We start from the raw sequence: 14,692 nt of genomic DNA, 5'->3' as shown, positions 1-14,692 counted from the left end.
CGCGGATGGTGAAGAAATTGCCCAGCGATTTGGACATCTTTTCGTTGTCCACCCGCACGAAGCCGTTGTGCATCCAGTAGTTCACGAAGGTGCAGCCGTTCGCCCCTTCCGACTGGGCGATTTCGTTTTCATGATGCGGGAATTGCAAATCCTGGCCGCCGCCGTGGATGTCGAAATGGCGGCCGAGCAGGTCGGCGCTCATCGCCGAGCATTCGATGTGCCACCCCGGACGCCCCGGCCCCCACGGCGAGTCCCACGCCGGCTCGCCCGGCTTGGCGGCTTTCCACAGCACGAAATCCATCGGGTCGCGCTTGTTGGGGTCGACCTCCACGCGTTCGCCCGCACGCAGCTCGTCGAGGCTCTTGCCGGACAGGCGGCCGTAAGCGGGGAAGGCACGCACGCTGTAATAAACGTCGCCATTGGGCGCCGGATAGGCCAGGCCGCCGCGGATCAATTGTTCGATCAGCGCCAGCATCTGCGCCACGTAGGCGGTGGCGCGCGGCTCATGGTCGGGCGGCAGCACGCCGAGCGCGCGTTCGTCCTCGTGCATCGCGGCGATGAAGCGCGCGGTCAACGCGGCGGGCGTTTCATTGTTTTCCTGCGCGCGCTTGATGATCTTGTCGTCGATGTCGGTGATGTTCCGCACGTACTCGACCCGATAGCCGCTGGCGCGCAGCCAGCGCGTCGCCATGTCGAACACCACGAATACCCGTGCGTGTCCGAGGTGGCACAGATCGTAGACGGTCATGCCGCAGACGTACATGCGGACTACGCCCGGGGTGAGCGGGACAAATTCTTCCTTGGTGCGCGTAAGGGAATTGGTGATATGCAACATGATGCGAACGGCTACGAACGGAATGGTGACATGCGGGATTCAAGCGGCACGCCGACTGTCTCAGCCGGGACGATGTTGTTAGAATGCCCGCTTGACCAAGATGATCCGAGCATATCACATGGCCCTGCCACGTTTACTTGCCGCCGTTGCCGCCTGCGCCATGCTCGCCGGCACGCCGGTGCTGGCCGATGAAATCCAGGAAATCAACCTGCAGTTCCGCACCGGCGACCTGGGCGGCGCGCTCGATCACGCCAACCGCTACCTGGCCCAGAACCCCGGGGACGCCCGCGCACGCTTTCTGAAAGGGCTGATCCTCGCCGATCAGGGCAAGACCAACGATGCCATCGAGCTGTTTAGCGGTCTGACCGAGGACCATCCGGAACTGCCCGAGCCCTACAACAACCTGGCCGTGCTGTATGCCTCGCAAACCCGCTACGAAGCCGCCAGGAATGCGCTGGAAACGGCGGTCCGCACTCATCCGAACTACGCCACCGGGCACGAGAATCTCGGCGACGTCTACGCCAAGATGGCTGCGATTGCCTATGGCAAGGCGCTGGCGCTGGACAGCGGGAACGCGACCGTCCAGACCAAGCTCACGCTGATCCAGAACATGCTCGGGGAACAGGCACGCCGGCAGGCAGCGGCCAAACCCGTTCCCGGCGCCAGCCCGCCCGCCCCGGCCAAATAAAGATCACACCCGCCCCGGCGCCGCGAAAACGGCCGCCGGGAAACCATCCGCAACCTCTCTTCAAGGATACCCATGGTCAAGCTGCACACCAATCACGGCATCATCACCCTCGAACTCGATGCCGAGAAAGCGCCCAAGACGGTCGAAAATTTCCTGCAATATGTGCGCGACGGTTTTTTTGACGGCACGATTTTCCACCGCGTGATCGACGGCTTCATGATCCAGGGCGGCGGTTTCGAACCCGGCATGACGCAAAAACCGACGCGCGCCGCGATTGAAAACGAAGCCGCCAACGGCCTCAAGAACGAAACCTACACCATCGCCATGGCGCGTACGCCCGATCCCAATTCGGCCACCGCGCAGTTCTTCATCAACGTCGCCAACAACAGCTTCCTCAACTTCACCGCACCGACTCCGCAGGGTTACGGCTACGCCGTGTTCGGCAAGGTGGTCGAAGGCATGGACGTGGTCGACAAGATCAGGAAAGTGAAAACCGGCAGCCGCGCCGGGCACCAGGACGTGCCGCTGGAAGACGTCGTCATCAGCCAGGCCGAAATCGCCTGATCGGCCCGGTGAGCCCAACCTCGTCGTCAAAAACGGGCCGCACCTTCTTTGTCGCCGACCTGCATCTGACCGACGAACGCCCGGTTGCCACCGGGCGTTTTTTTCGCTTCCTGGATGAGGACGCCGCGGGCGCGGATGCCCTCTACATCCTGGGCGACCTGTTCGAGGCCTGGATCGGCGACGACCACGACGAACGGGTCGCCCGCGACACGGCGCAGCGGCTCAAGGCCCTGGCCGCTGCGGGCACGCCGGTGTACTTCATGCACGGCAACCGCGATTTCATGCTGGCCGGGCGCTACGCTGCGCTGTCCGGCATGACGCTGCTCGCCGACCCCAGCCGGATCGATCTGTACGGCGTGCCGACGCTGCTGATGCACGGCGACACCCTGTGCACCGACGACACGGCTTACCAGGCCTTTCGCCGCCGGGTGCGGCACCCGCTGACGCTGGCGTTGTTGCGGCATCTGCCACCGGGCTGGCGCCGCCGCCTAGCGCGCCGGGCACGGGCAGGCAGCGAATCGGCCAAGGCCGGCAAAGCGGCCGCGATCATGGATGTGAATGCCGATGCCGTGGTGCGCGTGCTGCGCGAACAACGGATCTGCCGCCTGATCCATGGCCACACGCATCGTCCGGCGCGGCATGTCCATGCGGTCGATGGCCGTGACTGCGAGCGTTGGGTGGTGCCGGATTGGTATGCCCGCTGGGGCTATGTGGTGTGCGACGCCACCGGCTGCGCGCTCAGGACGGAAGCTCTATGACGGCGCGTTGATCGTCGCCATGCCGTCCGGCACGCTGAACAGTTCAGGCCGCAGCGGCTGCCGGGTTTCGCTTTCGAGTTGCCGCGTGCGCCCGGTGAACTCGCGCTCTTCCAGCGGCAGGCCGAGCGCGAGGGTGGCGCCCGACTCCCACACCTGATTCGCCAGATCGCAGTCGTGCTGCATCTCCGGCGGCGAATCCTTCCAGACGCGGTATTGCGTGGCGGCCAGGATGGATTTCAACTCGGCCATCGCGCGTGCCGCATCCGGCGCGGCACTCAGGGCGGCCACGCCTTCGCTGCACACCCGCCCTTTCACCGCGAGGCTAAAACGCCGGGTGCCGCGCGCAGCCTTGCGGGTATCGAGCCGCGGCTTCCAGCCGGCGGGTTTGGGCGGCAGCGTGCCGGGCGCGAACACCATAGCCAGCTTGCTTTCGCGCATGACGTTGATGACCAGGCGCTGGCGCCGGTCCAGCAGGACGAAATCGTCGTCGTCCTCGCCGCTGTCCATGCGCATGAAGTCCCGCGTGACCAGGATGCGCGTCGGATAAGGCGGATCGCCCGGGTCCTGGTCGACGTAGCGCAGCGCAATCATGGTTTGGGACGGCGCGCTCATGTCGGCCGCGTGGGCGGCGCCCATTGCGGACAGCCCCGTCCCGAACAGGCACAGCAGCAGCCACTTCATTCTGCCAGCCCGCGCGCGAGGTCAGCCTGGATGTCGGCCACCGATTCGAGCCCCACCGCGATGCGCACCAGCCCGTCGCCGATGCCTGCCGCCGCGCGCTGCTCCGGCGTCATGCGGCTGTGCGTGGTGGTCGCCGGGTGGGTGATGGTGGTCTTGGTGTCGCCGAGGTTGGCAGTGATCGACAGCATTTTCGTCGCGTCGATCAGCTTCCATGCGGCATCCTTGCCGCCCTTGAGCTCGAACGCGACGATGCCGCCGCCGGTTTTCTGCTGCGCCATCGCCAGTTGATGCTGCGGATGCGACGGCAGGCCGGGATACAGCACGCGAGCGACCTGCGGCTGCGCTTCCAGCCACTGCGCCAATGCCAGCGCATTCTTCGAATGCGCGTCCATGCGCAGCGACAGCGTCTCCATGCCTTTCAGGATGACCCAGGCGTTGAACGCGGAGAGCGTCGGCCCGGCGGTGCGCAGGAAGGTGTAGACGCCCTCCATCAGCGCCTGGCTGCCGAGCACCGCGCCGCCGAGCACCCGGCCCTGGCCGTCGAGGTATTTGGTGGCGGAGTGGATGACGATGTCGGCCCCGAGTTCGAGCGGCTTCTGCAGCGCCGGCGAGCAGAAGCAGTTGTCGACCGCGAGCCAGGCGCCGGCCTCGTGCGCGATGGCGGCGAGCGCACGGATGTCGCTCACCTCGGTGAGCGGATTGGACGGCGACTCAACGAAGAACAGCCGGGTGTTGGGCCTCAGCGCCGCGCGCCACTCCGCCGGATCGGTCGGCGACACGTAGGTGGTCTCGATGCCGAAACGGCCGAGGATGTTGGAGAACAGCTGCACGGTGGAGCCGAAGATCGAGCGCGAGGCGACGACGTGCTCGCCCGCCTTCATCAGCCCCATCACGGTCGCCAGGATCGCCGCCATGCCGGAGGCGAACGCGACGCAGCGCTCGGCGCCTTCGAGCGCGGCCAGCCGCGCTTCCATCATCTGCACCGTGGGATTGGTGAAGCGCGCGTAGATCGGACCGGGCTGCTCGCCCTTGAAGCGCGCCGCGGCTTCGGCCGCGCTGCCAAACACGAAGCTGGAGGTGAGGAACATCGCCTCTGAGTGCTCGTTGAACTGGCTGCGCGCCGTTCCGGCGCGCACCGCCAGGGTTTCAAGATCGTATTCGTTGTCCATGGGTGTCAGCTTCCGGACGCCAGATTGAGGTCGAGCTGCTGGGTGGACAGGGCCGACGGCGGCGGGGTTTCGCCGTTGCGCACGGCCTCGACGTAATTCAGGTACTCCGGCGTGACGTCGCCGGTGATGTAGCGGCCGTCGAAGCACGAGGTGTCGAAGTCGAGAATCGCCGGGTTGCCGGCACGGACCACTTCCACCATGGCGTCGAGGTCCTGATAGATCAGCGCATCGCAGCCGATCTCGCGCGCGATTTCCGCGTCGGTGCGGCCATTGGCGATCAGTTCGTCGCGCGTCGGCATGTCGATGCCGTAGACGTTGGAGAAGCGCACCGGCGGCGAGGCCGAGGCGAAATACACCTGCGTCGCGCCGGCGTCGCGCGCCATCTGCACGATCTCGCGGCTGGTGGTGCCGCGCACGATGGAGTCGTCGACCAGCAGCACGTTGCGGCCCTTGAACTCCTCGGCGATGGCGTTGAGCTTCTGCCGCACCGACTTCTTGCGCAGCGCCTGCCCCGGCATGATGAAGGTGCGGCCGATGTAGCGGTTCTTGATGAAACCCTCGCGATACGGCACGTCGAGGTGATTCGCCAGTTGCAGCGCCGAGGGGCGGCTGGTGTCGGGAATCGGGATCACCACGTCGATTTTCAGATGGGCAAAATCGCGCTTGATCTTTTCGGCCAGCGAGACGCCCATGGCCAGACGCGTGTTGTAGACCGAAACGCCATCCATCACCGAATCCGGGCGCGCGAGGTAGACGTATTCGAAGATGCAGGGATTGAGCACCGCACGGTCGCTGCATTGGCGGCTGTGCAGCTTGCGCTGGTAGTCGACGAACACCGCTTCGCCCGGCGCCACGTCGCGCAACAGGCGGAAGCCCAGGGTGTCGATCGCCACGCTTTCCGAGGCGACGATGTACTCGTGCGGAGTGACCTGTTCGTTGACGCCGATCACCAGCGGACGGATACCGTGCGGGTCGCGGAACGCCAGGAGGCCGTAGCCGGCGATGAAGGCCACCACCGCATACGCACCCTTGCAGCGCGCGTGCACCCCTGCCACCGCGCCGAAAATCGTATCCAGGTTGAGCTGCCGCCCCGAAGCGCGCACCTGCAATTCGTGCGCCAGCACGTTCAGCAGCACTTCGGAATCCGAATTGGTGTTGACGTGGCGCAGGTCGGAACGGAACAGGGCTTCCTTAAGCTCGTGGGTATTGGTCAGGTTGCCGTTGTGTCCCAGCACGATGCCGTACGGCGAATTCACGTAGAACGGCTGCGATTCGGCCGACGACGAGGCGCTGCCGGCGGTGGGATAGCGCACATGCGCCACCCCCATGTCGCCCAGCAGGTTGCGCATGTCGCGGGTGCGGAACACGTCGCGCGCCAGTCCCTGCCCCTTGTGCATGTGAAAGCGGCTTTCCTCGGCCGTCACGATGCCGGCCGCGTCCTGCCCGCGATGCTGCAGCACCATCAGCCCGTCATACAGAAGCTGATTGGCCGCCGAATTGGAAACGACTCCGATTACCCCGCACATACCGTGCACCCATCCATGAAATTATTCGAAACGAACGTACTTCGCCACGTCTGCCGGCAGCAGCGGCAAGGCGCGCTGCGCCATCGCCTGCAGGCTGCCCGACAGCATGGCCTGCTTCCAGAAATCGGTGCGCGGCAGCGAGGTCAGTCCGGCCGCCAGCGTCAGGCCCATCAGGATCACCAGCCCCTTGGCCAGTCCCAGCACGCCGCCTAGCACCTTGTCGGCACTGCCCAGTCCGGCCGCCTTGACCAGCGAGGCGAGGGCATGTCCCAACAGCAGCACGCCGATCAGCACCACCAGAAAAATCACCGCAAAGCCTGCGAAATAGCGAATGCCCGGATTTTCGACCGCGATCGGCAGCATCGGTGCCACCATCAGCGCGCCCCACTTGCCCAGCACGAACGCCAGGATCCAGGCCGCCAGCGAAAACAGCGTATCCACCATGCCGCGCATCAGCCCGCGCACCACGGTCAGGGCCAGTACCAGCAGCACGACGAGGTCGAGCATGCTCATTTTGCGAGCACCTGCCCGGCCATGCCGTTTTCGGCCAGTTTCACCGCAGCCGCCACCGCGGCCTCGCGCGAGGCATAGGGGCCCACGCGCACGCGCGTCAAGACCCCCACCTTGTCGGTGTAGGCCGGCAAGCCGGCGCTGGCTGCACGCGCCTTGAGCGCACCGGCCTTGGCTGAATCGGACAGCGCGGCAAGCTGCACCACGAAAGTCTCGCCGGTTGCGGCGGGCTTGGCCTGCGGCGCGGGCGTCGGTGCGGGTTTGGCAACCGCTTGTTGGGGCACGGGCCTGGGCGGTTCCGGCTGGGGGGCAGGCCTGGCTACTGCGGGTTTGAGCGGTTCGGGTCCGGGCGCAGCTTCGGCGGGCGCCGCCTGGGGCGCGGCGGGTTGCCTCGCCTCCGGCTGCGGGGGAGACGCCGCCGCCACGACAGCTGCTTGCTCCGCCGGTTCCGCCTCGACGGACGGATTCGGCTCATCGCGCAGCGCTGCGGCGGGCGACACCGCCATCTTCACCGCCAGCGAACTGGCCGGCGGCGGCTCGTCTTCCAGCAACAGCGGCAGCACGATCACCGCCAGCAAGGTCAGCGCAACCGCGCCGATCAGGCGGCGCCGGGCGCGGCGTTTGAGGTCATTTTCACTGCTGGGTGGCGGCATGGTCGAGCACGGCGGCAACGGTATAGAACGAACCGAAGACGAGAATTCTATCACCTTCGCACGCCGCGCTTCGCGCCTCCGCAAGCGCCGTGTTCACGTCCCGCTGCACCTTGACCGGGGCATGGCCTGCGTGCGTGCGCAGGATGGCTGCCAGCGCCTCGGCATCGCGTGCGCGCGGCGAAGCGGGCATGCACGCCCACCATGCATCGATCTCGCCGGACAATGCGGCGAACACGCCTGCCGCATCCTTGTCCGCCAGCATGCCCACCACCGCCAGCGTGCGCCCGGCCGCCGGCCGGTCGCGCAAGGCGGCGGCCAGCGCCCGCGCCGCTTCCGGGTTGTGCGCCACGTCAAGAATGACCTCCGGGGCATGGGCAATGCACTGAAATCGCCCCGGCACCCGCGCCACGGCAAGCCCCTGGCGTATCGCCGCCTCGCTCACCGGCAGGCGGGGGGGCAAGGCCTCCAGCACCGCCAGCGCACCGGCCGCATTGCGCAGCTGATAGGCGCCCGCCATCGCGGGCAGGGGCAAATCGGTCCAGGTATGCGCCAGCCCCCGATAGGTCCAGTGGTCCGCCTCGCGCTGCGCGGCAAAGTCGCGGCCCGCGCAACGCAGGTCGGCGTCGAGGTGCCGGGCGTGTTCGAGCAGGCTGGCGGGCGGTTCAGGGTCGGCGCAGATGGCGGGGCGGCCGGCGCGGTATATGCCGGCTTTCTCGAAACCGATCTTTTCGCGGGTGTCGCCCAGATAATCCATGTGGTCGAGGTCGACGCTGGTGACGATCGCCGCATCGGCGTCGAACGCATTCACGGCGTCGAGGCGCCCGCCGAGGCCGACTTCGAGGATGGCCACGTCGACGCCGGCATCGATGAACTGCAGCATCGCGCCGAGGGTGCCGAATTCGAAATAGGTCAGCGAAATGTCGCCGCGCGCGGCATCGACTCTTTCAAATGCGGCGACCAGTTCGGCGTCGCCCGCCTCCCTGCCGGCAATCCGCACCCGCTCGCTGTAGCGCAGCAGATGCGGCGAGGTGTAAAGGCCGGTCTTGTAGCCGGCGGTACGGAGTATGGCTTCGAGATAGGCGCAGGTGGAACCCTTGCCGTTGGTGCCGCCGACGACGACGAGCGGAAAGGCGGCCTCCAGCCCGAGTGCGTCCTTGACGCGGCGTACCCGCTCCAGACCAAGCTCGATGCTGCTGGGATGCAGCTGCTCCAGCCGCGCCAGCCAGTCGGCCAGCGAAAGTCCCGGACGCGTCGGCACGCCCTAGACGGCAAGCACAGGCCGCCCCATCATCATCGCCAGCGTGGCGGCGAGTTCGTCGCGCATCTGGCGGCGATCGATGATGCGGTCGATGGCGCCCTTCTCCTGCAGGAATTCGGCGCGCTGAAAGCCTTCCGGCAGCGTCTCGCGCACCGTCTGCTCGATCACGCGCGGACCGGCAAAGCCGATCAGCGCATTCGGCTCGGCCACGATGAGGTCGCCCAGCATGGCAAAACTCGCCGACACGCCGCCCATGGTGGGATCGGTCAGCACCGAGATGAAGGGCAGGTGGTGGCGCGAGAGCTGCGTCAGCGCAGCCGAGGTCTTCGCCATCTGCATCAAGGAAAACAGGCCTTCCTGCATGCGCGCGCCGCCGCTGGCGGAAAAGCAGACGAAGGCCGAGTTCGATTCGATCGCCGCTTCCACGCCGAGCACAAAACGCTCGCCCACCACCGAGCCCATCGAACCGCCCATGAACTTGAATTCAAACGCCGCCGCCACCACCGGCACGGCCTTGACGCTGCCGCCCAGCACCACCAGCGCATCGGTTTCCGAAGTGCCGGCCTGGGCATCCTTCAGACGGTCGGGATATTTCTTGCTGTCCTTGAACTTCAGCGGGTCGAGCGGCGTTACCTGGGCGCCGATCTCGTGCTGCCCCTCGGCATCCAGCAGCATCGCCAGCCGCTGCCGCGCGCCGATACGGTGATGGTGGCCGCATTTGGGGCACACCTCCAGATTGCTTTCGAGGTCGGCGCGGTACAGCACTTCGTTGCATGCCGGACACTTGGACCACAGCCCCTCGGGCATGGATTTCTTGTCGGCCAGCGCACGCCGCTTGATTTTCGGCGGCAAAATTTTCTGGAACCAGCTCATCGTTTTCTCCGCTTGCCTATTTCGACGCCGCGTCGACGCCCCGGCGCAAGTCCTGCACCAGATGTTTCACCCGGCTGATCACCTCGTTTTCGGGTGCCGTCTCAATCTCGTGCACGATGCGGCTGCCCACCACCACGGCGTCGGCAATGCGCGCCACCGCCTCGGCGGTCGCCGCGTCGCGGATGCCGAATCCCACCCCCACCGGCAGGCTGCAATGCGCGCGAACCATGGCAAGCTTGCGCGCCACTTCCTCGGTGTCGAGACTGGCCGAGCCGGTCACCCCTTTCAGCGACACGTAATAGATGAAGCCGCCGGCAACCGCCGTCACCTGCTCCACGCGGGATTCCGGCGTGGTCGGCGACAGCAGGAAAATCGGATCGATGCCGTGCGCCTTGAATACATCGGCCACCCCGTGCGACTCTTCCGGCGGAATGTCCACCGTCAGCACGCCGTCCACGCCGGCCGCCTGGGCCGCTTGGGCAAAGGCCTCGTAACCCATGTGCTCGACCGGATTGGCATAGCCCATCAGCACCACCGGCGTGGTCGCGTTGGTCTTGCGGAATTCCGCCGTCATCGCCAGCACGTCCTTCAGCCCGACCTTGTTCGCCAGCGCCCGCTCGGAGGCGCGCTGGATCACCGGCCCGTCGGCCATCGGGTCGGAAAACGGCACCCCCAGTTCGATGATGTCCACCCCGGCTTCCACCAGCGCGTGCATCAACGGCACCGTCAGGCCCTTGCCGGGGTCGCCGGCCGTGATGAAAGGGATCAGGGCTTTCCTGTTTTGCGCCTTGAGCGCGGTAAAAGTCTGGCCGATGCGGCTCATGGTTCGTTCTTCTGAAAAAAGCGGTTCAATTGGATGGCGGCAGGCCTACAGGGTAAGCCCCACCGCCTTCGCCACCGTGTTGATGTCCTTGTCACCACGCCCGGACAGGTTGACCAGGATGATCTGGTCGCGGCCCAGGGTCGGCGCGAGTTTTTTGGCATGGGCCACGGCATGGCTGGATTCGAGCGCAGGAATGATGCCCTCGAAGCGGCACAGGTCGTGGAAGGCGGCCATGGCTTCGTCGTCGTCGATCACGGCATATTCGGCACGGCCGGTGTCCTTCAGGTAGCTGTGCTCGGGGCCGACGCCGGGATAGTCGAGACCGGCGGAGACCGAATGGGTTTCGATGATCTGGCCGTTCTCGTCCTGCATCAGATAGCTGCGGAAGCCGTGCAGCACGCCGGGGGTGCCGGCATTCAGCGGTGCGGCGTGCTTTCCACTGGCGAGGCCGGAGCCGCCCGCCTCCACCCCGATCAGGCGCACGTCCTCGAACGGAATGTAGGGATGGAAGATGCCGATCGCATTGGAGCCGCCGCCGACGCAGGCAATCACCGCATCCGGCTGGCGTCCCGCCAGCTCCGGCATCTGCACGACGCACTCGCGGCCGATCACGCACTGGAAATCGCGCACCAGCATGGGATAGGGATGCGGGCCGGCGGCGGTGCCGAGAATGTAAAAAGTGGATTCGATGTTGGTCACCCAGTCGCGCATCGCCTCGTTCAACGCATCCTTCAGCGTCCTGGAGCCGGAAGCCACCGGCACCACGGTGGCGCCCAAAAGCTTCATGCGGAAGACGTTGGGCGACTGGCGGGCGACGTCCTCGGCGCCCATGTAGACGACGCACTCCATGCCGTAGCGGGCGGCGACGGTGGCCGAGGCGACGCCGTGCTGGCCGGCGCCGGTCTCGGCGATGACGCGCTTCTTGCCCATGCGCCGCGCCAGCAGCGCCTGGCCGATGGTGTTGTTGATCTTGTGCGCGCCGGTGTGATTGAGGTCCTCGCGCTTGAGGTAGATCTGCGCGCCGCCATAGGCTTCCGACAGGCGCCTGGCATGGTAGACCGGGCTGGGGCGGCCGACGTAGTGCTTCAGTTCGTATTCGAATTCGGCCAGGAAAGCGGGATCGTTGCGCGCGCGGTCGTATTCGACGCGCAGCTCGTCCAGCGCCGCCATCAGGGTTTCGGCGACGAAAATGCCGCCATAGGGGCCGAAGTGGCCGCGGGAATCGGGGAGATCAGTCAGCTTCATGATGCTTCTTTCGCTTTCGCAATGAATCGCGCAATCTTGTGCGCGTCCTTGATGCCTTTTTCCGCCTCGACGCCGGAAGACACATCCACCGCCCAGGGCCGCACGCGGCGCACCGCTTCGGCGACGTTGTCCGGCGTGAGTCCGCCAGACAGAACAATCGGCCGGGACAGGCGCGGCGGGATCAGGCTCCAGTCGAAGCGCTCTCCGGTGCCGCCCGGCACGCCCGCCACATAGGCATCCAGCAGCAAACCGCGGGCGGCTTCGAAGTCAGCCGCGCATTCTAGCAAATCCGTGTCCCGATTGACGCGCACCGCCTTGATCCAGGGGCGGCCGTAGCGCATGCAGTCGGCCGGCGTCTCGTCGCCGTGAAATTGCAGCAGGTCGAGCGGCACCGCATGCAAGACCCGCTCGATGAATGCGGGTTCGGCATTGACGAACAGCCCGACGCTCTGCACGAACGGCGGCAGTGCGCGCACCAGCATGGCGGCGGAATCGATCGCGAGGTGGCGCGGACTCTTTTCGTAGAACACGAAGCCCACTGCGTCCGCCCCGGCGTCGCAGGCGGCATGCAGATCCTGCAAGCGGGTGATGCCGCAGATTTTTACGCGAACAGCCATCGTTCTGAGCTTTCCGGCAAGGCAAAGTGCGCAGGATACCGGATGTGGGTGAGGTACAGCCCGGCGGCGTCGAAGGTCGGCGCGGCGCGGGTGCGGTCGCGGCCGTCCAGGATCTCGCGCACCCACCCGGGCGGCTGGCTGCCGGCGCCGATCTGGACGAGGCAGCCCATAAGATTGCGCACCATGTGGTGCAGAAAGCCGTCGGCGCGGAAGTCGCATAAAAGATAATCGCCGCGCCGCTCGATGTGCACCTGCCGCAACTCCTTGACCGGCGATTTGGCCTGGCATTCGGCGGCGCGAAACGCTGAAAAATCATGCTGTCCGAGCAGGCTTGCCGCGGCCAGGTTCATCGCGGCAGCATCCAGCGGGCGGTGATGCCAGCCGACCAGCCCGTGCTCGAGGCCGGGCCGCACCGGGTGGTTCAGCAGCACATAGCGGTAGCCGCGCTGGCTGGCGGCAAAGCGCGCGTGGAAGTCCTCGCCGGCTTCGCGCGCCCACAGCACCGCCACACCGCTGGGAAGATGGCTGTTGACGCCGCGCACCCAGGCAGTCAGCGGGCGCCTGGCTGCGGTATCGAAATGCGCCACCTGGAACGCGGCGTGCACCCCGGTATCGGTGCGCCCGGCCGCGGTGACGCCAATCCTTTCGCCGGCGATGGCGGACACCGCGGCTTCCAGCGCATCCTGCACACCGCAGCCCTGCGGCTGCGACTGCCAGCCGCAAAAGCCGACACCGCGGTATTCCAGACCCAGCACGATTCTCATATCAACCCGGCCTCATGCCAGCACGATCAATACCCCAAGCAAGCCCGCGAGTATGACGGCGCTGTCCCAGCTTTGCCAGCGTTCGGCCTGCAGGGTGTAGGTGGCGGGCGTCGCCTCGTCGGGCAGCGGCGCACGCAGTGCATCCAGCCAGCGTGCCGGTTTCGGCGCATGCTCGACATAATCCAGGGTCAGACCCAGCCGCACCGCGAAACCACGGCGGTCAAAGCCCAGCCAAGTCAGCGGCCGGGCCAGCACATACAGTCCGTAGATCAGGCGGGGGCGGGATGTATACGCCAGCAGCGCCGCCAGCCCCGCCAGCATCAGCGCCAGCCGCGCCACTCGCAATACGCCTTGCTGCGCCCCTTCCACGCTGGGGCTGCCCCATCCCAGCGCCGGCCACAAGGCCGCCCCCGGCAGGGTATAGGCATACGTGAGCAGCAGCACCGCCATCAGCCAGCGGGTGCGGCGCAGCAGGCGCAGCAATTGCCGGCGGACCGGCGCAAACAGAAAGGCCGTCGCAGTGGCGACGGCCAGAATGATCAGCGGGGCCAGTGGGGCACGCTCCACCGCCACCGCCCACCCGCACCACAGCAGGATGCGGGCAGCCGGGTGCAGGGATTTAACCAAGCTCGCTCAGCATGCCTTTGGCATCGGTCTTCTGCTTGTCGTTGCCCTCGGCCAGCACTTCGTTGAGGATTTCGCGCGCACCTTCCTTGTCGCCCATTTCCACATAGGCGCGGGCAAGATCGAGCTTGGTGCCGACCTCGTCGAGTTCGAGTTCATTGCCGCCGGCATCGCCCAAATCGAGATCAAGGCCGCTGAAGTCGAATTTGCTGTCCAGGCCGCCGTCTTCCTCAAGGCCGAGATCGAGTTTCAGCTCTTCGTCGGCGGTGACAGGCAGGTCCAGTTCCGGCAGTTCGAAATCGAGACCCTGGGCATCCATTTCCGGGTAACCCATTTCGGCCGTTGCAGCCGTCTCGGGCGGGGTGTCGAAATTGAGCACGTGTCCCGCGGTCTCGAACTCCAGGGGCGCGTCTGCCGCCACGGCTTCGAGCGCAGGCTGGGGCTCGGGTTCGATCTCGGCCGGGGCGGCGGACTGCACGGCAGGCTCGGGTTCAGGCGCCGGTTCGTCCGGGAACGTCACCGCGCCGCCGGCAACCGCCGCGGTGGCGGCCACCGTTGCCGCCGCGGCGGCGCTCGACTGAATGCCGCCATACAGCGGGTTGGTCGGGTCGATACTGCGCCCCATTTCACAGGCCTTGTCCCACAACGGGCTGGGCTTGCTGCCCAGTGCGGCATAGAGTTCGCCGGCGACCGCTTCGAACGTCGCGAGGTTGCGGCGGGCCGCGTAGATTTCCAGCAACTTGACGCGGATCTCGTGGCGGTCCGGATTTTTGCCGATGGCTTCCTTGAGAATTTCCTCGGCCTGGGCGTCGCGGCCGTAGGCCATGTACACCTCGGCTTCGGCAATCGGGTCGACGTCATGCGTATCGATGGTGCCCAGGCCCGCCTGGCTGAAGTCGGTCAGGAAGGAGGTGTCGCCGGTATTGACGCTGCCCCCCGACGCCGCGCCGATGACGGTATTGGGGCGAACGTCGCCGCCGCTCATGATGCTGTCTTCCAGGGTGCTATTGCCGGACTTGCGCCGGCGATTGCCGCTCGCCACCATCCACCACAGCACGCCCCCCAGCCCGAGCGCGGCAAGACCGCCGCCCCAATACATCGGGT

17 protein-coding genes are annotated in these 14,692 nt (G+C 66.4%); 3 read left to right on the top strand and 14 right to left on the bottom strand.

Annotated features, from left to right (window positions below):
- Positions 1-835: cysteine--tRNA ligase (gene cysS, locus BGO62_RS01765; RefSeq protein ID WP_296638860.1), on the bottom strand; the 835-nt coding region annotated here is incomplete at its 3' end.
- 118 nt (positions 836-953) lie between these two features.
- Between cysS and BGO62_RS01760 the strand changes: the two genes are divergently transcribed.
- The 3 genes from BGO62_RS01760 (at position 954) to BGO62_RS01750 (ending at position 2,845) form a co-directional block, all read left to right on the top strand.
- The gene (locus tag BGO62_RS01760; protein WP_296638859.1) at positions 954-1,523 is read left to right on the top strand and encodes a tetratricopeptide repeat protein; all 570 of its coding nucleotides are present in this window, start codon (positions 954-956) and stop codon (positions 1,521-1,523) included.
- Positions 1,524-1,595: 72 nt separating this feature from the next.
- Positions 1,596-2,087: a peptidylprolyl isomerase gene (locus BGO62_RS01755; protein WP_296638858.1), complete on the top strand. Its 492-nt coding sequence runs from the start codon at positions 1,596-1,598 to the stop codon at positions 2,085-2,087.
- A gap of 8 nt (positions 2,088-2,095) precedes the next feature.
- A complete protein-coding gene (locus tag BGO62_RS01750; protein WP_296638857.1) occupies positions 2,096-2,845 on the top strand; it encodes a UDP-2,3-diacylglucosamine diphosphatase in 750 nt (249 codons plus the stop codon).
- On the opposite strand, the gene BGO62_RS01745 is transcribed toward BGO62_RS01750, so the two are convergent.
- The 13 genes from BGO62_RS01745 to BGO62_RS01685 all read right to left on the bottom strand — a co-directional run.
- Positions 2,840-3,526 carry a hypothetical protein gene (locus BGO62_RS01745; protein WP_296638856.1) on the bottom strand — a complete coding sequence of 229 codons (687 nt, stop codon included), beginning with the start codon at positions 3,524-3,526 and terminating at the stop codon, positions 2,840-2,842. The two genes, BGO62_RS01750 and BGO62_RS01745, sit on opposite strands and share 6 nt — an antisense overlap.
- Complete coding sequence (locus BGO62_RS01740) at positions 3,523-4,695, bottom strand: O-succinylhomoserine sulfhydrylase (protein WP_296638855.1); 1,173 nt, start codon at positions 4,693-4,695, stop codon at positions 3,523-3,525. The genes BGO62_RS01745 and BGO62_RS01740 overlap by 4 nt, the downstream gene beginning before the upstream one ends.
- A gap of 5 nt (positions 4,696-4,700) precedes the next feature.
- A complete protein-coding gene (gene purF, locus BGO62_RS01735; protein WP_296638854.1) occupies positions 4,701-6,221 on the bottom strand; it encodes an amidophosphoribosyltransferase in 1,521 nt (506 codons plus the stop codon).
- A 21-nt stretch (positions 6,222-6,242) separates the two neighbouring features.
- Positions 6,243-6,734: a CvpA family protein gene (locus BGO62_RS01730; RefSeq protein WP_296638853.1), complete on the bottom strand. Its 492-nt coding sequence runs from the start codon at positions 6,732-6,734 to the stop codon at positions 6,243-6,245.
- Positions 6,731-7,384, bottom strand: coding sequence for an SPOR domain-containing protein (locus tag BGO62_RS01725; protein ID WP_296638852.1), 654 nt, complete (start codon positions 7,382-7,384; stop codon positions 6,731-6,733). Before BGO62_RS01725 ends, BGO62_RS01730 begins: the two co-directional genes overlap by 4 nt.
- The gene (gene folC, locus BGO62_RS01720; RefSeq protein ID WP_296638851.1) at positions 7,365-8,642 is read right to left on the bottom strand and encodes a bifunctional tetrahydrofolate synthase/dihydrofolate synthase; all 1,278 of its coding nucleotides are present in this window, start codon (positions 8,640-8,642) and stop codon (positions 7,365-7,367) included. The genes BGO62_RS01725 and folC overlap by 20 nt, the downstream gene beginning before the upstream one ends.
- Positions 8,643-8,645: 3 nt before the next feature.
- Entirely contained in the window at positions 8,646-9,515 is an 870-nt protein-coding gene (accD, locus tag BGO62_RS01715) for an acetyl-CoA carboxylase, carboxyltransferase subunit beta (protein ID WP_296638850.1), read from the bottom strand.
- A 16-nt stretch (positions 9,516-9,531) separates the two neighbouring features.
- Positions 9,532-10,338, bottom strand: coding sequence for a tryptophan synthase subunit alpha (trpA, locus tag BGO62_RS01710; RefSeq protein ID WP_296638849.1), 807 nt, complete (start codon positions 10,336-10,338; stop codon positions 9,532-9,534).
- Between the two features lie 45 nt (positions 10,339-10,383).
- Complete coding sequence (trpB, locus tag BGO62_RS01705; RefSeq protein ID WP_296638848.1) at positions 10,384-11,583, bottom strand: tryptophan synthase subunit beta; 1,200 nt, start codon at positions 11,581-11,583, stop codon at positions 10,384-10,386.
- Positions 11,580-12,200, bottom strand: coding sequence for a phosphoribosylanthranilate isomerase (locus BGO62_RS01700; protein ID WP_296638847.1), 621 nt, complete (start codon positions 12,198-12,200; stop codon positions 11,580-11,582). The genes trpB and BGO62_RS01700 overlap by 4 nt, the downstream gene beginning before the upstream one ends.
- Positions 12,185-12,964, bottom strand: a complete 780-nt coding sequence (truA, locus tag BGO62_RS01695) for a tRNA pseudouridine(38-40) synthase TruA (protein WP_296638846.1) — start codon at positions 12,962-12,964, stop codon at positions 12,185-12,187. Before truA ends, BGO62_RS01700 begins: the two co-directional genes overlap by 16 nt.
- Positions 12,965-12,976: 12 nt before the next feature.
- A complete protein-coding gene (locus tag BGO62_RS01690; protein WP_296638845.1) occupies positions 12,977-13,591 on the bottom strand; it encodes a hypothetical protein in 615 nt (204 codons plus the stop codon).
- Positions 13,584-14,692, bottom strand: a 1,109-nt coding sequence (locus BGO62_RS01685) for a FimV/HubP family polar landmark protein (protein ID WP_296638844.1), incomplete at its 5' end; no start/stop codon positions are given. The genes BGO62_RS01690 and BGO62_RS01685, both read right to left, overlap by 8 nt.

Origin of the sequence: Thiobacillus sp. 65-1402 (genome assembly GCF_001897685.1) — a bacterium.
GTDB lineage: Bacteria > Pseudomonadota > Gammaproteobacteria > Burkholderiales > Thiobacillaceae > Thiobacillus.
Note: the sequence above shows the minus strand (reverse complement) of the source record. Positions and strands in the feature narration are given on the sequence as shown.